This is a genomic window from Streptomyces sp. NPDC050439 (assembly GCF_040655335.1).
In the GTDB taxonomy this organism is placed as follows: Bacteria; Actinomycetota; Actinomycetes; order Streptomycetales; family Streptomycetaceae; genus Streptomyces.
Map to the genome: position 1 here is coordinate 1025046 of NZ_JBFAJT010000001.1, position 16578 is coordinate 1041623.

The 16578-nt window shown below is 67.2% G+C and carries 14 protein-coding genes; 3 read left to right on the forward strand and 11 right to left on the reverse strand.

Annotation, left to right across the window (positions count from 1 at the left end; genetic code table 11):
* Positions 1-55: 55 nt before the first annotated feature.
* The 6 genes from AB0I66_RS04630 to AB0I66_RS04655 all read right to left on the reverse strand — a co-directional run bounded on the left by AB0I66_RS04630 (position 56) and on the right by AB0I66_RS04655 (position 7023).
* Positions 56-2155, reverse strand: coding sequence for an iron ABC transporter permease (locus AB0I66_RS04630; protein ID WP_363206208.1), 2100 nt, complete (start codon positions 2153-2155; stop codon positions 56-58).
* On the reverse strand, positions 2152-3216 hold the full coding sequence (locus tag AB0I66_RS04635) for an iron-siderophore ABC transporter substrate-binding protein (protein ID WP_363206209.1): 1065 nt from the start codon (positions 3214-3216) through the stop codon (positions 2152-2154). The genes AB0I66_RS04630 and AB0I66_RS04635 overlap by 4 nt, the downstream gene beginning before the upstream one ends.
* 59 nt (positions 3217-3275) lie before the next feature.
* Entirely contained in the window at positions 3276-4175 is a 900-nt protein-coding gene (locus AB0I66_RS04640) for an ABC transporter ATP-binding protein (protein WP_363206210.1), read from the reverse strand.
* Positions 4176-4341: 166 nt separating this feature from the next.
* On the reverse strand, positions 4342-5214 hold the full coding sequence (locus AB0I66_RS04645) for an AraC family transcriptional regulator (protein ID WP_363206211.1): 873 nt from the start codon (positions 5212-5214) through the stop codon (positions 4342-4344).
* A gap of 261 nt (positions 5215-5475) precedes the next feature.
* Complete coding sequence (locus tag AB0I66_RS04650) at positions 5476-6381, reverse strand: hypothetical protein (RefSeq protein WP_363206212.1); 906 nt, start codon at positions 6379-6381, stop codon at positions 5476-5478.
* Between the two features lie 429 nt (positions 6382-6810).
* Positions 6811-7023 carry a helix-turn-helix domain-containing protein gene (locus AB0I66_RS04655; protein ID WP_363206213.1) on the reverse strand — a complete coding sequence of 71 codons (213 nt, stop codon included), beginning with the start codon at positions 7021-7023 and terminating at the stop codon, positions 6811-6813.
* Positions 7024-8334: 1311 nt separating this feature from the next.
* On the opposite strand from AB0I66_RS04655, the gene AB0I66_RS04660 reads away from it, so the two are divergent.
* Positions 8335-8832: a hypothetical protein gene (locus AB0I66_RS04660; protein WP_363206214.1), complete on the forward strand. Its 498-nt coding sequence runs from the start codon at positions 8335-8337 to the stop codon at positions 8830-8832.
* A gap of 97 nt (positions 8833-8929) precedes the next feature.
* Here the strand turns inward: AB0I66_RS04660 and AB0I66_RS04665 are convergent, their stop codons facing one another.
* Positions 8930-9925 carry a hypothetical protein gene (locus tag AB0I66_RS04665; protein ID WP_363206215.1) on the reverse strand — a complete coding sequence of 332 codons (996 nt, stop codon included), beginning with the start codon at positions 9923-9925 and terminating at the stop codon, positions 8930-8932.
* 246 nt (positions 9926-10171) lie between these two features.
* The gene (locus tag AB0I66_RS04670; RefSeq protein ID WP_363206681.1) at positions 10172-10528 is read right to left on the reverse strand and encodes an IS110 family transposase; all 357 of its coding nucleotides are present in this window, start codon (positions 10526-10528) and stop codon (positions 10172-10174) included.
* Positions 10529-11911: 1383 nt separating this feature from the next.
* Here AB0I66_RS04670 and AB0I66_RS04675 point away from each other — a divergent pair.
* Both AB0I66_RS04675 and AB0I66_RS04680 read left to right on the forward strand, forming a co-directional pair.
* A complete protein-coding gene (locus AB0I66_RS04675; RefSeq protein ID WP_363206216.1) occupies positions 11912-12988 on the forward strand; it encodes an XRE family transcriptional regulator in 1077 nt (358 codons plus the stop codon).
* 3 nt (positions 12989-12991) lie between these two features.
* Positions 12992-14155 (forward strand): hypothetical protein, encoded by a 1164-nt coding sequence (locus AB0I66_RS04680; RefSeq protein WP_363206217.1) that lies wholly within the window; start codon positions 12992-12994, stop codon positions 14153-14155.
* Positions 14156-14169: 14 nt separating this feature from the next.
* Here AB0I66_RS04680 and AB0I66_RS04685 read toward each other — a convergent pair whose 3' ends face one another.
* The 3 genes from AB0I66_RS04685 to AB0I66_RS04695 form a co-directional block, all read right to left on the reverse strand.
* Positions 14170-14787, reverse strand: a complete 618-nt coding sequence (locus AB0I66_RS04685; protein ID WP_363206218.1) for a hypothetical protein — start codon at positions 14785-14787, stop codon at positions 14170-14172.
* 432 nt (positions 14788-15219) lie between these two features.
* Positions 15220-15603, reverse strand: a complete 384-nt coding sequence (locus tag AB0I66_RS04690) for an IS110 family transposase (RefSeq protein ID WP_363206219.1) — start codon at positions 15601-15603, stop codon at positions 15220-15222.
* Positions 15604-15729: 126 nt separating this feature from the next.
* The gene (locus AB0I66_RS04695; RefSeq protein WP_363206220.1) at positions 15730-16251 is read right to left on the reverse strand and encodes a transposase; all 522 of its coding nucleotides are present in this window, start codon (positions 16249-16251) and stop codon (positions 15730-15732) included.
* Positions 16252-16578 lie beyond the last annotated feature (327 nt).

A 16578-nucleotide genomic window follows, 5' to 3' on the forward strand; every position in this document is an offset into this window, starting at 1 on the left:
TACCGGCGGGACGGAGAGGGAAGGACGGGACGGACGGGGAACGAGGGGCGGTCGTTCAGCGGGACTTGCGGAGCACCCACACGAAGTATGGTGCGCCGACCAGGGCGATCATGAGGCCCGCCGGTACCTGGGCGGGAGCGACGAGCGTGCGGCCGAGGGCGTCGGCCACGCATACAAGGACCCCGCCGAGCAGCATCGCGACCGGGATCGCGCGACCGTGCCGGGCGCCCACGAGGGAACGGGCGAGATGCGGGGCGACGAGCCCCACGAAACCGACGACACCGACGGCGATCACGCTGAGCGCCGCGAGCACCGCGGCGACCGCCAGGGCGGTGAAGCGGGTGCGTTCCACCCTGACCCCCACGATGCGCGGGGTGTCCTCGTCGACGGCGAGCAGGTCGAGCCGGCCGCGCATGGCCAGCAGCACGGGCAGGGCGAGAGCCAGCGCCACCGCGACCGGGACGACGTCGGGGAACGTGCGCCCGTAAGTCGTGCCGGAGAGCCAGGTGAAGATCCGCGGCGTGTTGTACGGGTCGGCGCGCAGCAGGAGGAAGGTGGTGACGGAGCTGATCCCGTACCCCATGCCGATGCCGATCAGCACGAACCGGTCGGGCAGGAAACCGCCGCGCCAGGACAGCAGGGCGATCACCGCGAAGGTGGCGAGCCCGGCCGCGACGGCGACCGCGATGAGCACCGGCCGTCCACCGGGCAGGCCCGACGTGACGACGCTCGCCGCGCCGAGCCCGGCGCCCGCCGTGATGCCGAGCACTCCTGGCTCCGCGAGGGGGTTGCGTACGGTGCTCTGCACGACGCAGCCGGCCAGACCGAGCGCCGCGCCGGCGAGGATCGCGGCGGTCACCCGCGGGACCCGGTCGTCGAGCGCCTGGCCGATCAGATCCGGGGCGGCGCCCTGGACCCAGAGGCCGATGTCTCCCGTCCGCAGCCAGAGGCTGCCGGCCAGGACCGCCACGAGGGCCGCCACGGCCAGCAGGGCCAAGGCGCCGGACACGACGAGGAGGTACGCGCGGCGGGAGCGTACGGCGACGCGCGTGCGCGGGGGTTGGCGGAGTTGGCCGGTGTCGCGCAGCCGCAGCGCGAGGACCACGATCACGACGGAGCCGAGCAGCGCGGTCGGCACACCGGTGGGGATGGAGGCCGCTCCGTCCGCCCCCTGCACCGCACGCAGGACCGCGTCCGCGAGCAGGATGAGCAGCGCGCCGAGCAGGCCGGCCGCCGGGATCTGGAGCAGGTGCCGGCGCAGCGCGCGGACCCGCCCCGCGATCAGGCGGGCCAGGACGGGGGCGCCGAGACCGACGAAGGCCATCGGGCCCGCGAGGGTCACCGCGGTGCTGGTCAGGAGTACCGCGGAGACCACCGCGATCACGCGGGTGCTCCGGATGGGCACACCGAGGGTGGATGCGGTGTCGTCCCCGAGATTCATCACGTCCAGCCGCCTGGACAGGGCCAGGGCGCCGAACAGCAGCACGCCGATGAGGGGGATGGCCCGTATCGACGCGTCGATGTTCAGCTGCGCGAGTGAGCCGCTCCCCCAGGCGAAGAGACCGGTCGTGTTCTGGTCGAACAGGATGAGGAACATCCCGGTCGCGGCGTCCAAAGCCAGCGCCGTCGCCGATCCGGCGAGGATGAGGCGCGTGCCCGCGGTACCCGCGGCCCGGCCCGCGAGCAGCAGCACGAGCGCCGCGGCGACCAGGCCACCGGCGAAGGCGACGGCGCCCGAGGCCCACAGCGGCACGGCGAGGCCGAAGGCGGCGACGAGCGTGAGGGAGAAGTGCGCACCGGCCGTGACGGCGAGGGTGTCGGGCGAGGCGAGCGTGTTGTGCGTGACGGACTGGAGCAGCGTGCCTGCGCAGCCGAGGGCGAAGCCCACCGCCACGCCCGCGAGCAGGCGCGGCAAGCGTGAGCCGGTGAGGATCTCGCCGACCGGCGCGCCACCGGTGGTCTCGGGTTCCCCGGCGAGATGGCGCAGCAGGTCGCCGACGCCGACTCCCGATGTCCCCTGGGTCAGGTGCCACATGCCCACCAGGACGGTCGCGACGAGGAGGGCCGCCAGGACCGCCGCCCCGGCGGGGCCGCCGCCGCGCTCGGCGCGCGGCAGCGGTCCCGCTTCGGGTGCGGCAGTACGTACTGTGCTCACTTCTTGTCGAGTACGTCGACGTAGGCGTCGATCGCCTGCTCGTTGGAGCGCGGGCCACCGGCGCCCCACACCCGGGCCGGGAACGCGTGGGCGCGGCCTTCCTTGACGGCCGGGAGGGTCTTCCAGATCGGGTTCTTGCGCAGCGCCCCGACGTATCCGCCGGCGCCTTCGTCGTTGGCGTAGAAGAGGTTGGCGTCGCCCACCCCGGTGAGGCCCTCGACGTCGGTCTGCGCGAGGCCGTAGGCGGGGTCGACACCGCCGTCACCGTGCTTCTTGTTGACGTCGTTGGTCCACGCGGGCTTCAGGCCGAGTTCCTTGCCTATCTCGGTGAAGAGGGCGCCGTCGCTGTAGGGGCGGACCGTGAGGTTGCCTCCCTCGAGCCATCCGTCGAAGAACACGAACTTCTTCGTCGGCAGGTCGGCGTCGGTGACCTTCTTCTTCGCCGTCGCGAGGTGCTGGTCGAACTGCTCGAGCACCTGGCCGGCCCGCTCGGTGCGTCCCGTCGCCTCGCCGATCATGCCGAAGACCTTGCGCATGTTCCCGATCGGGTCCTTCGGGTCCGCTCCTCGCGTGGCCATCACGGGGACGCCCCGCTTCTCCAGCTTCTTGATCATCTCGTCCTGGGCGTCGAACGCCTCCACGACGATGAGGTCGGGCTTGGCCGCGTAGAGGGTGTCGAGGTCCGGCTCCTCACGGGTGCCGATGTCCGTCACGCCCTTGGGCAGCTTCTCCGCGCTGACCCAGGTGCGGTATCCCTTCGCGTCGGAGACGGCGGTGGGGGTGACGCACAGGGTCAGCGCGTCTTCGACCTGCTGCCATTCGAGGACCGCGATCCGCTTGGCGGGCTTGTCGAGCTTCACCTGGCGGCCGACGCCGTCCTTGAAGGAGACCGGCTTCGTCGAGGTGCTGGTGGTGTCCTTGGAGCAGCTCTTCGACGCGGGGGCCGTGTCGGCGCTGCCGCCGGCCGCGGCCTTGTCGACGTCGGTCGTACCGCAGGCCGTCGCGGCGAGCAGGGCGAGCCCGGTGGAGGCTGATGCCGCCAGGCGATGGGCACGGTTCATGAAGGGTCCTCTTTCTCAGGTTTCTCAAGTGATGCGGGAGCGACGTGGCGTCGGCCTGTTCAGGACAGGTGGCGGCCGAGTGGGTCGATGCGGAGGCGGCCTGTCCGGGGGTCGGTGCTCACCTCGACGCGGATGTCGTAGACCTCGCCGATGTTCTCGGCGGTCAGGACGTCGGCGGGAGTGCCGGCGGCGTACACACGGCCCGAGCTCATGAGGACGAGCGTGTCCGCGACACGCGAGGCCTGGTCGAGGTCGTGCAGCACGATCCCGACCGCGATGCCGTGCTCCTCGACGAGATCCCGTACCAGGTCGAGCGTCGCGAACTGGTAGCGCAGGTCCAGATGGTTGGTCGGCTCGTCGAGGAGCACGACGCCGGTCTCCTGTGCCAGGCAGGCGGCGAGCCAGACGCGTTGCATCTCCCCGCCGGAGAGTTCTCCGACCTGGCGGCCGGACATGTCCCGTACGCCGGTGACCCCCATCGCGTGGTCGACGGCGGTCCGGTCCTCGGCGGTCGGTCCGGCGAAGCCACGCCGGTAGGGATGGCGTCCGAACGCGACGACCTCCGCGACCGTCAGCCCCTGGGGAGCGGGCCGCGACTGGGAGAACAGCGTGACCTCGCGGGCGAACTGACGGGGGCTGAGCAAGGCCGCGTCGCGCTCGGGCCGTCCGTCAGGGGCTTGCTGACCGTCGGGGTCTTGCTGACCGTCGGGGGCGCCGAGTGTCACCCGGCCGCCGTCCACCCGATGCAGTCGGGACAGCGCGCGCAGCAGCGTGGACTTGCCGCTGCCGTTCGGCCCCACCAGGGCTGTCGCACGGCCGGGTTCCAGCGTGACGGAGACGCCGTGGACGACCGGCTTGCCGCTGTAGCGAAGCTCCAGGTCGTGCCCGTGGAGGGCGGCCACCGGAGCGGCGGGACCGGTCACCGATTGTGCGGCAGGCCGGAATGGGCTTGTGAACATGAGGGGGTCCGGACGATCGGAGGGGCGAGGGCTGCGGCACCCCTCCGTCCGGTTTCACCGGCCAGGCCGCGCACTCACCCGTGCACGGACAGCACCGTGCACGGCGAGCACCAACTAAGGGTTACCTAACTCCGAGAAGGTTATATTCCGCTTGCCGCGTCGACAATCAGGAGTTCTGGTCACTCGATACGGAATTCCGGACATCACCGAGTGCGCCGTCCGACGCGGCGAAGAACGCGCCCGGCGTGGTGCCCATGACCCGCCGGAAGGCGGCGATGAAGGAGCTGGGCTGGGCGTAGCCGAGCACCTCGGAGACCGTGGTCACGTCGAAGCCCTCGGCGAGGAGCATCAGAGCCCGGTGCACGCGCAGCATCTGACGCCACTGCGCGAAGGAGAGACCCGTCGTCTGGCGGAAGGCGCGGGTGATGGTGCGGTCGCTGGTCCCGAGGTGCCGCGCCCACTCCTCCAGCGAGCGGCTGTCGGAGGGATCGTCCAGCAGGGCTTCGGCTATCGCGTCGATCCGGGGGTCGCCCGGCAGCTGCAGGGAGAACTGCCGCTCCGAGGGTTGGATCACGTCGAAGACGACCGACTCGGCACGTGCCCGGGCCTCCGCGTCAAGATCCGTGCGGGAGAGATGGGTGAGCAGCGACTCCAGCAAGGGCGTCATCGCGATCGCCTTGGGTTCCGTGAACGCGAACGGCGTGCGATCGAGGGCGAAGAAGGCGTCGGAGAACTCCGCACCCGCGGTTGCGCGGCCCGCGTGCACCACTCCGGCGGGCATCCACAGCCCATGCCCTTCGACCACGGTGAAGACGCGGTCCCCCACACAGGACGTCAGCGTTCCCCCGCGCACCCAGACGAGCTCGTGCAAGGGATGTGCGTGCGGGGACCACTCCGTGGGAGCGCGGACCACCCGGAACCCGGCAAGGATGGCCCCCGCCGCCGCCTGCGCCGGCAGCGCCTCGGCCCGCCGCAGCACGGTGTCCGCCTCGCGCCGCCACATCCCGGGGGTCGCCTCACCACGGGACGCTCGAACCATGAAAATGAGTCTATCCGCGCTGGTCCGCGCCCTTGCGCCTGGGGGAAAACCCCCAGAACACCTTGAGTGCACCTATGAAGGTGCGCTGAGCTGCGCACACGCCCCGAGGCGCCGATCGCGTTGCACATCCAATGCACATGCGACGCGGGATCTGAGGGCCACAGAGGACGGGAGTACGCGCCTTGGTGATCACGGCTTCCGTCCTTCCTCTGACTCGACGCACTCTTCCCAGGCACAACGGGCTCCCCTAACAGACTCCGGCTACTTGGCCCGCCTCACGCGCTTGGCTCGGGGCACCAGAGCGGCCTTGGGCAGTCCAGGTAGCGCCCGGATGCCGTACAGCTCCTCGAACGAGGCGGGGGCGTTCACCCAGTCCACCTCCCACACCAGATAGCCGTACGTATCCAACGTCTCGGCCAGACGAGCATGGCGCATCCGGGCTTGGACCTTGCGCGGCTCCAACCCCGAAGCCATAAGCACCGCGTCCACAAAGTGCCGCAGGTCTCGGAACGTGGCCTCCTCCGGTACCGCGATCCCTTTGGCGCGCGCCCGCGACTTCGCCAAGTCGAATACAAAGCTCAACGAATTCTGCGTCACAGGCGTCCGGTTCCTAGTGACGCTGACCAGATGGTCGTATTCCTCCGTGAAAGGCGGCAGGCCACGTTGCTCCCTCTGCCTCAGTTCCGATTCCGAGAGCGGAGCCCGCCAACGTGTCAGGTGCGCCCGGTACTTATCAAGCAGGAACGAACCAACGTCAAGGGAGGACTCGCTCGCACCCGTCTTCAAGGGAACCGCCTTCCCCTTCTGTCGCTGCTCTACCACCGTCTGCTTTCCGGGGAGGGCCTCCATATCTGAACGGCGCACCCCAGTAGCTTCCATGGACCGCAGCGCCTGCAGCGCCCCGTACCAAATCAATAGCTCGTATCGGGGATTGATTTGCTCGGCCAGCGCTACGACGTATTGCCAAGTCAGCTGAACATTGCGACCTCTGCTCTGTGGCAAGCGGATTCCGAATACTGGGTTGCCGTCCAGGTAGCCGTCTTCCACTGCCATAGACAGCATGACCGACAGCGCCTTCTTGACATGGATACGGCCGGCAGGCGACATACCACCGCTTTTCAACGTACTGAAGAAATCCCGATACTCTCCACGCTTTACGTCATTCACGAGCCGAGGACCCAGGGACGGAACCACATGCCTTCGCAGGCAGTACCCGTACTGCTCGACGGTCCCTTTCCGGCCCTCGTGGCGCGACAGGAACGTCTCCGCGTACTCGGCAATCGTCGGTCCTCCCTCCTGCGGCCTCCGGCCGCGATGCGGGAGGGGGCCCTCCCCTCGTCGACGGCTGCGCGCTGGCTGCGCTGAAACGACAAAGCCGCTTGCTTCTTGTTCTTCGGAAAGGACTTGGTCTGCTGTCGGCCAGACTTGTCTCGCCAACGCGCCTGCCACCGTTGGGCACAACCGTGCGCAGCGCTCGGCACCAGGCCGGGGTGCTCCGGGCATTCCGGCTCACCTGGCTCCGGACGTGCCTTGTGCCATCGGTCGTATGGCTCCTCCCTGGTCATGTGGTACCTCCTGTCGTTCACTCGGGGTGTCTCAAGGTGACTGCTGCTGCCTCGCGTCGATGTACCGGTCGACATCCGATTCCCGGTAGCGCAATGCCCGGCCGCCCATGCGAAGCGGCTCGGGGCCGCGACGCTCGACCTCCCAAGTGCTCGCCCAGTTGTAGAGCGTCTTGCGCTTGATTCGGAGGCGGTCAGCCGCTTCCTGGGCTGTCAGCCAGTGATCGGGTTTAGGGGAGTTCGCCATCAGCAATCCGGATGCCTGACCGCCGGGAGCGGGCGCATGAACAACAGCACGCGGGTGTGCACGGGAAGGGTGCACAGGATGATTTGGTCCAGCAGGATCAAGCCGGCGCGGCGGGCAACTGGGTACAGGAGCCCACGAAACGCTGTCGCGTCGCCGCTCGCCTCAGGACTGTGGACAAGGAAGGCGAGGAGTCCAGCCGGCCCGACAAGAGCGTCCCAGGGAACACGTTCAACCCAGTCAGTCGACCGTGCGTCCACACACGCGATCACTATGTCGAAGCAGCGCGGGTCCGTCTCACTGGAGTCCGGCCGGTCCGTATCGGTCCTCTGCCAGACCGATCGCGGACCGAGTGGCTTTTGCAACGGTCCGCTTCGCGACTTTGATGCCGAGCCCACACCCCGGTGCGGCAGCGGGAAGGGTTCTGTCGGCAGGACCGTGCGTACCTCTAGGGTCCTACTCAGTCCGGAGGCGGACTCGGCCACCGCATTCAGCGCCAAGCCTTGATCTTCGCGAGGCTCATCTGTTTGCGCTGTGACCACGAGCACGCTCTCGTGGGGCTGACAGTAGTGAGAGACGACACCGACAACGGCGTGCCGCATCCAGCCGCTGTCGTCGCGCCCGTCGGACGTGTGATGAGGCTGTGGCATCTTCGATCCCTCTCGTCCCCTTGAGTGAGGTGTCCTGTCACTTCAAGAGGCCGAGCGCCGCCCGGGTTTTCGACACGGGCCGGCGAAGTCATGAGCTTTAGCGGTCGTGGATACCGCGCTCTGAGTACGGAAGTGCTCAAGACCACGACTAAATGTGCTGGTCAGCCGTACTACGGCGTTACTAAGCGCCGCGAGTGTCCCTCGTTGCAGAGTCCGCGGCGAGATCTGCTCGACAGCCGACGACCGCCGTACCCCCAGCACCCTGCGGCAGAGCCGTCCACGCCCTTCCTTATGCGCCCGTTGGTCCCTGCTTGTCGACAGTGCCTCTTGCTGGGTGCCTCATCACTTCCATTCAGGAAGAGAGACGCCCCCCATGACCCAAGGACCTCGCAAGTGCAGCCCCTTCAGACGTCAACCCGCGGACGCCTCCTTGCCGTTGGATACGGCCGAGCAATGCTTTGCCTTGCTGGTAGCCGGTCCTGAACCGCTGTCTGTGGACGGGCGGTCCTTCACTGGCCTGCCCAATCGCCAGATCCCCCTTGATGAATTGCGTACGCGACTGATGCGCGGCGGCTGTCCGCGTCGCACGCGGGACGAGGTCTGGGCGTTGCTCGTACGGCGCGCGCGTACGGAGGGTTCCACCTGGACTCTGGCTTGCGCCGGAATGGCCCTCCCGGCATTGGCCGGGATCTGCCAGTGGGCGTCGGCGAGGTTCCCGGGGGATCCATTTGATCTGCAGGCCGAGGTGCTCGCCGGGTTCCTCGGGGCTCTGGCCACGATCGACCTTGAGCGTCCGCGTCCGCACGTCCGACTGCGCTGGGCGGCCTACCGCCAGGGACTCGCGACGCTGTACGAGGCCTTGGACGCTCCCGTCCCGGTGCCGCCCGGCTTCCGTTCCGCTCCCCCGAAACCGCCATGGGGCCACCCGGACCTGGTCCTGGCCCGTGCAGTCCGAGTCGGAGTCCTGACCCGGACCGAGGCGGACCTCATCGGTCGTACACGTCTGGAACAGGAGTCCGTCGCGGACTGGGCACAGGCGCACGAAAAGTCTCCCGCCGCCACCTACCAAGCCCGGCGACGCGCCGAGCGCCGTCTGCAGTCCTTCCTCCAGGCCGAGGAACGGACCACGGACGGGCCGGAGTATCGCTGCATCCATCTGTGATTCTCCACTGCTGAAGAGACATTGATCCAGGCGTGCGCTATGCCTGACGGGGACTGTCCTTGCGCACCCCGCCGACAACAGTGGCCGTGAGGCGACATCAACGTGGTGCCGCTGACGCGCCAGCGGGAAGCGGCAGGCTACTCACGACGTACTGGTTCAGGATGTCGTCGCGATCCATGAACATGATCTGGCTCCGCTTAGCCGCATCCAACGCGTTGCCCAGCCAGTTGCGCGCAGCCTTGGTGATTTCCCCGCCGGCCACGATGAATGCATGGTCGACGAGGACACGTCGGTTGGTCTCCGGGTCGAAGATTTCGTGCGCCAGCATCATCAGCGCCTGATTATGGATCTCGGCGATGTTGGCGTTGCCGGCCCTGAACCTCCCAGTAGCGTCCAGCTTGCCGCGCTTGACCTGGATCCCGAAGTACAAGAAGTGCTGGGTTGGCAACGTGTAGCGCATCCAAATGTCCTTGCCGTACTCCAGCGCCTTGTCCCGGTGCCCGGCCGCAGTGATCCGGTGGAACCCCAGCTGCCGGAACAACGGCAGCAGCACCTCCTCGATGAGCTCATCCTCACTGCAGGAGTCCAAGAACGCAGCGAGGCCCGCACGCCGCTCCACTTCGGCGACGCTCAGGGGACGATGCGGGTTCTTGGCCAACGTTGAGACCGTCTTCGTTCCCAAGTGCCGCAGATAGCAATGCCCATCCTCGCCGTAGAAGGCATCGAAGCCCTCACGGGACAGCACGTCATTCAACTGCCTCAAGGCGTTGGAACGGTCACGCCCTTCATTGAGGGCATCGGCCGGGTCCATCAAGTGGTCGATCACCCGGCAGAAAGACTCCGGAGGGTGCGCGGGCCCGTCGTGCGATTCCGCCAACAGACGCTCAAGAACGCCCGCGACCCAGCGATGCCGAGTTGACCCGTCGTGCTCCCAGTCCATGTCGAGGTCCCCGAAGAATTCGGTGATGTATCTGCTCGACCGGTAGTGAAAGTACGGAGGCTCAGCATCCCCCCGAGGGGCGGGGGCGTCCGAACCGAGGTTTCCGCAAATGAGATCGCCAAGCCTTTCCAGCGTTCTCTTTCTGAACTCCACAACGCCCTCCCCAGAGCTCACGCCCGCAACAACGTGCAATCCATTGTGCCTGCATCCACCAAAGTTCCAGGGCAGACAGCCGCAGACGAGACCATCGGGGAGGCTGACGTAGCGCTCGACGCCGCCATGGTGCGCGTCGAGTCCTCCACCTGTCGGCGACGGTCTAAGGTCAGCCGGAGGTCCGCCGGACGCAAGCAGTGCCGACCTCCAATCCGCACGTGCACCGCCTGTTCTGGCACACATTCCCTATGCACGGGCTTCTGGCTGTGGCTGTCCGATGAGGTGGAAGACCTCCCGAGCCGCATAGCGCTTGAGACACCGGACGATTTCGCGCCGGGTCTTGCCTTCTTTGATCCGGCGCTCGTAGTAGGTCTGGTTGCGCGGATCTACCCGCAGGCGAGAGAACACGATGCGGTGGAGCGCAGCATTCGCCTGCCGGTCACCGCCGCGGTTAAGGCGGCGGAACTGCCGGCGCCCCGAGGAACGCTCGACCGGACTGACCCCGCACAACGCTGCGAACGACGCTTCGCTGCCTAGACGTTCCGGGTTGTCCCCCACCGCGATCAGCAGAGCGACGGCCGTGTCCGGACCGATCCCCACCACCTCCAACAGCTGCGGGGCACGGCCACTCCACGAGCCGGGCCATACGAGCGTCCACCTCCCGGATCTGCTCGGAGAGCTGGCCGATCCGGTCAGCCAGCAGACCTAACGTGATCCGAGTTGCCTGCAGCACCGACTCCTCGCCGACCTCATCGCCACCACTCTCATCGGCGAAGCCCTTACAGGTACGGAAGAGTTCGGCATTGCCCAGTCCAGCCAGTTCTTCCCGCAAGGCTGGATCGGCGGTGATGAGAACGGCTATGAGCTGGTTGATGGCCTGCGTGCGGGCTTTGATGGCTGACACCTTCGTGAGTCTGTACATCCTGGCGATATGCACCGGCCCGTCGCCCGCCTTGGCTCGTGCACGGGCCCGCCCGCTCAGCACAGCTCGCGCCGCGTTCTGCGCATCCAGCGGATCCGATTTGCCGCGCCGCCGGCGATCCGCCCGGTCCATCCGATTCACGTCCAACACGTCCACTCCCTGCGCCAGCAAATAGCGCGACAGGGACGCCCCCCTCCACCCCGGCCCGCCTCACCACACCCGACTTCCTGGCCCACTTCAGCAAATCCCGGTACCCGGCCGCAGTGGCCAGGAACTCATCGGCTTCCAGCGCTGCCCCGGTCACGGAGAGCACCGCAGCCACGTGGGCATCCCGGTGCGTATCCACTCCCAGTACCACCTCCCCCACAGGACGGCGACGGCGAGGCTGCGGCGCGAGCGACGTACTGGGCACGATCGAAGTCGACATGTCGTTCCCCTTCCAGTCCGACGGCGCGTCGCGTTGCCGGCACCGGGCCGCGTCAGACGGTCAGAATCGTGAAGACGCCACGACAATCAGCAGGCCCCTATCGGGACACACCCCGCCGGCCCGGCACCGACAACGCACCATCCCCGACCCACGGCCGACACTGTGAGACCAGGACACGTCGGTCAGAGATGTCAGGAGCCAGACCCCAGATCCGGGACAGCACCCACCCATCCTCGTGCCCCCACAACATCCGAACCCGAGGTGCTCAAACTCGACCGCCGACCGCACCTATGCGGCAACTGATGTTCGTTGATGGCGGCGAACGTGCGAGAGATACAGCCGTGACGAACGCGATGCGGCAACCCTGTGTTCCTCCGTGGAGCGACCTCCTGATCTGCGCAGCGATCCACCGTCTCGGGCGGATCATGCAAGTGAAGACCTCCCCTCGCCCAACGACGTTCAAGAGACGTGAACTTGGACTGTCGGTGGCGCGTGGTATCCCTGGAGGCATGGCAACTTACGGATCATGTCAGGAATATTTCGAGGGATAAAACCGTGTATCCTTAGTGGGGTTGAGACTTGCCAGGGCTGGAGGTGGGCCGTGAGTGATCAGAAGGAGTTGCTGGCGGATCCCGCCATGCTCGCCCTGGCGCGCGACTCCCGGGGGTGGACCCAGTCCGAGCTTGCCGAGCAGATGTCGCAGGTGGACGGCAACCGCATCACGCAGGGGTACGTAAGCCGGGCCGAGGCCGGACGCATCCCGGTCCGGGCCGAGCGGGTACATCTGTTCGCCGCCGCGCTTCACTTCACCCCCGAGATGTTGTGCCAGGCCACTGATACGGCCGGGGTAGGCATCGGGCTGATACACCACCGGAAGCGGGCCTCGTTGGGAGCCCCTGCGCTGCGCCGGATTCATGCGACGCTGGCGCTCACCCGCCTCCAGGTCGAAGCGGTGACGCAGGCAGTAGACTCCCGTCGTCCCCACCGGTTCAGGCCCATTGAGGTCAACGACTTCGACACTCCCGCGGACGCTGCGGAGACGGTACGCGAAGAGTGGAACGTTCCCACCGGCCCCATCGACGACCTGGTCGCGCTGCTCGAAGACGCCGGCGCCCTGGTCGTCGTCCGCGATCTGGGTACCACCGAACTCGACGCCGTCAGCCAGTGGCCGCACGGCAGGGCGCCGCTGGTACTCCTCAACTCCACTGCCCCCGGGGATCGTTCACGCTTCAGCCTCGCTCACGAGCTGGGCCATCTGATCATGCACCACGAGCCGGGCGAGGGGCGTACTCAGGAGGCCCAAGCCGACCGGTTCGCCGCTGAATTCCTCATGCCGCACGAGGCCATCCTGGGCGAGTTGAAGCCCGGCGTCGACGTTGCCCGCCTCATGGATCTCAAAGCCCGCTGGGGGGTCTCCATGGCCGCTCTCATCCGGCGGGCCGTGGACCTGAGCGTGATCAGCGAATGGCAGTACCGCACGCTCATGGTCGAGTTGTCCGCGCTCGGCTACCGAACCAACGAACCAGTCGCCATCCGGCGCGAGACCCCGCACCATATCGCCCAGGCCGTCACCCGGCTTGAGGGACAGCACCACCTCAGTGCGACCGAGACCGCTCAGCTGGCGGGCCTGGGTCGTGAGGAGTTCCACGAGATCTACTTGTGCGCTTCTTCTCCGTCCGGACACAAGGACGTGCCGGACCCTTCTGCGAGGTGATTCATGAGCAACGCTCCCGATCCCAGGCGGCGACCGCCCGCCGTGAAGACGCTCGACCACACCGTGGCAGCGGTGCCGCTCCTGCAGGGCCGGGTACTATTGCACGAACATGCCCAGTACACTCCCCGACCTCGCCCGGCCCTCGATGACGGCCTGAGCGGCGTGGTCATGACGGGTACCAACGCTGACGCACGTGCCTTCCAGCTCCGCGCCGACGTCGGCTACCAGGGCACTCTGCTGATCGACAGCGCCGTGTACACCACGTACACGGCAACGGTGGAGGAGCCGTTCATGGCTCCTCCCGACGAACTGTTCGCCGCCGTGGACACCTCGCTGAACTTCCAGAAGGCTCGAGGGGCAACCGCAGCGCTGACACCCACCGGCTACATACCGCCGGCGAACTCCCGTGCCCTGAAAGCGGTTTTGCGGGAAGCCAACCGCATCGAGCGAGCAGATACCCTTGTCTCCCTTCCGATCGATGTCACCTGGCTGAGCCGGGAGAACATCGGCCAACTGATCGCGGTCTGCGACAAGATCCGCCACCCGAAGGCAGTCATCCTCTTCCGCCAGTTCGACCCGCTGGGACAGACGAAGGACATCCCGGCCAACTTGCGCAGGCTGTTCACCGAGGTCGAGCACATGTCACTGTTGCGCACAGACCTCGCAGCTCTCGACGTGATGGCTCACGGCGCCCTCTGCGCGGGAATCGGCGTCCAGAGCTCGCTCCGCCACGCGATACCGCCCGACGAGAAGGCCCAGATAGGCAAGCGCGGTGGCGGGCCCACGTACCCGCACATCCTGATGCCGCAGTTGATGTGCTTCAAGGGCGCCGAGTTCTTGTCCAAGGTCTACGGCAATGCCGATCCGGCAACCTGCGACTGCGAGGAGTGCGACGGGCGCAGCCTCGACAGCTTTTACCTTTCCGACGGTGAAACGCGGCGTGAGGCCGAGAACCACAACATCCACACCTGGGGCGCATGGGTCAGCGACATGGCCAGCTACCGAGCCGGCTCCGAGCGTAGGACGTGGTGGCGCAACAAATGCGCTGCAGCCGTCGACCACTACGCACTGGAAAACCAGCGCATCGGAATGGGTGCGAGTCCCAAGTCCGGGTTCCAGGTACCCGCGCCGCTCAAAGCATGGGCGACGTTGCCTGTCACTCAGTAGCCGGATGCACCCCCTCAGGGGAGCTGACGGTGGACGTCTTCCAGGAATTTCCAGCCGGCAACCGTATAGCGCTTGCGCACGAAGGGGCTGGGTGGCACAACAACCTCGACCGCATCACCCTGGACGTGGAGCAATCCGATGCCGTAGAAGTCAGCGCGCATCACCGCCTCGTTCTTGCGCCGCAACGCGCCATCGATCAATACGGAACGAGCAGTGAATGGCGTGAACCGCTCGGCCCGCTCCATCGCCGATTCCCAGCTGCGTCCGGGCACGAACACCATGTCGACGTGGACCGGCTGGGTTGCCAGACGGGTAATCGATCCGTCGCGTCGGACCACCGCCCCCTTCGGCAGGCTCTTCAACGCTCGGCGTTCCCTGCCGTTCAGTGATCCGGCAGGAACAGGCTCGCCGAGCGGCAGCGCCATCAAGAGGTTCAGGGCATCCGGTCGCGTCAGGGGTGGCATACCCGCAGCCGCCCGTCGCTCGCGCTCTCGCGCCTCGACTCGGTAGGCCGCAACGACCTTCGCTCCCTCGGCTTCAACAACCGCCAGGTTCGCATCGCGGGGTACGAGATCGCCGGGGGCCAGCGCTCCCGCAACCACACCCAAGGGCTCTCGTGCCGCGATTGCCATCGACCAACCCGCTCTCGTCCTGCACCGACACTCTCCCCAGCAGGGCTGTACGCGCTCATCCTTACCGCTTGCCCCGCGCCACCGGAAGCAGCCTCAACAACAAAGCCAACAGACCTCGACCGGCCCTGGACACGGGAACGCGTCCAAACGAACGGCAAGGCTAGTACGGACACTCGTGCGATCGTCGACCGCTACCCCGGATAGCTCCGCATCGGTCATCCGGCGCCCAATCGCTGCACCATCCGCACCCACAACAGGTCACGGACTGGCGACTGCGATCGTAGCCATCCCGCGCCACGATGCCTACAGCTGTTCGAATTCTTGGGCGCCCCGACCTACCGGAAGCATCTACTCCCAAGTCGCGGCCGACCAGCGCCGCGCCAGCAGCCCCGCAGGCCGACGGGGGGTCAACATCTGTCACGACAGCCCCTATTACCGGGGGTCGGGCTGTAGCTGTTTGACCAGGTGGAAGACCTCCCGGGCCGCGTAGCGTTTGAGGCAGCGGACGATTTCACGCCGGGTCTTGCCCTCTTTGATCCGGCGCTCGTAGTTTGCCTGGGTGCGCGGGTCGACCCGTAGGCGCGTGAACACGATGCGGTGCAGCGCGGCGTTGGCCTGGCGGTCACCGCCGCGGTTGAGTCGGCGGAACTGCCAGCGTCCCGAGGAACGCTCGACGGGGCTGACCCCGCATAGTGCGGCGAAGAACGCTTCGCTGTCCAGACGTTCCGGGTTGTCCCCCACCGTTATCAACAACGTGACGGCCGTGTCCGGTCCGATCCCCACCACCTCGAGCAGCTGCGGGACGTGGCGCTCCACGAGCCGGGTCAGACGAGCCTCTACATCCCGGATCTGCTCGGAGAGCTAACCTATCCGGCTTGCCAACAGGCTCAGTGTGATCCGGGTGGCCCGCAGCACCGACTCCACGCCAACCTCGTCACGAACTCACACATCGGTGAACTGCACCCAGGTGCGGAAGAGCTCAGCATTACCCAGTTGGGTCAGCTCTTCCCGCAGGGCGGGGTCCGCGGTGACGAGGACGGCCTTGAGCTGATTGAGGGCCTGCGTGCGGTCTTTGACAGCCGACACTTTCGTGAGCTTGTACATCGTGGCGATCTGCACCGGCCCGTCGCCCGCTTTGGCCCGGGCGCGGGCCCGTCCGCTCAGTACCGCTCGCGCCGCGTTCTGGGCATCGAGCGGATCCGTTTTGCCGCGCCGACGGCAATCCGCCCGGTCCATTCGGTTCACGTCGAACACGTCCACGTCCTGGCCCAGCAGGTAGCGCGACAAGGACGCCCCATAGGTACCGATCCCCTCCACCCCGGCGCGCTTCACAGTTCCCGACTTCTTGGCCCACTTCAGCAGAGCGCGGTAGCCCGCCGCGGTGGCCGGGAACTCCTCGGTGCCAAGGACTGCCCCGGACAAGGAAAGCGCCGCAGCCACATGATTGTCGCGGTGCGTGTCCACGCCCAGCACCACCTACCCCGCAGGACGGCGCCGACGGGGCTTCAGAGGAGGGGACGTACTGGGCACGGTCGAACTGGACACGGCCCCGCTTCTCCTTCGTCCGATGACGTGTCGCGTTGCCGGTACCGGGCCGCGCCTGGCGGTCAGAATCGTGAGGACGCCACAGTGATCGGTAGGCCCCTATCGGGACACACCCCCGCCAGCCCGGCACCGACAACGCACCGTCCCCGGCCAACGGCCGACACCGTGAGGCTTGGACACTTCGGTCAGGCATGTCATGAGTCAACCCCCGGACCCGGGACAGCACCCGCCTATCCTTCCGCCCCA

What these genes read in the sequence shown, in the direction of transcription:
- AB0I66_RS04635 (WP_363206209.1), bottom strand. Translation starts at nt 3,216, where the DNA reads ATGAACCGTGCCCATCGCCTGGCGGCATCAGCCTCCACCGGGCTCGCC.
- AB0I66_RS04685 (WP_363206218.1), bottom strand. Translation starts at nt 14,787, where the DNA reads ATGGCAATCGCGGCACGAGAGCCCTTGGGTGTGGTTGCGGGAGCGCTG.
- AB0I66_RS04660 (WP_363206214.1), top strand. Translation starts at nt 8,335, where the DNA reads ATGGCCCTCCCGGCATTGGCCGGGATCTGCCAGTGGGCGTCGGCGAGG.
- AB0I66_RS04645 (WP_363206211.1), bottom strand. Translation starts at nt 5,214, where the DNA reads ATGGTTCGAGCGTCCCGTGGTGAGGCGACCCCCGGGATGTGGCGGCGC.
- AB0I66_RS04655 (WP_363206213.1), bottom strand. Translation starts at nt 7,023, where the DNA reads ATGGCGAACTCCCCTAAACCCGATCACTGGCTGACAGCCCAGGAAGCG.
- AB0I66_RS04640 (WP_363206210.1), bottom strand. Translation starts at nt 4,175, where the DNA reads ATGTTCACAAGCCCATTCCGGCCTGCCGCACAATCGGTGACCGGTCCC.
- AB0I66_RS04680 (WP_363206217.1), top strand. Translation starts at nt 12,992, where the DNA reads ATGAGCAACGCTCCCGATCCCAGGCGGCGACCGCCCGCCGTGAAGACG.
- AB0I66_RS04675 (WP_363206216.1), top strand. Translation starts at nt 11,912, where the DNA reads ATGCTCGCCCTGGCGCGCGACTCCCGGGGGTGGACCCAGTCCGAGCTT.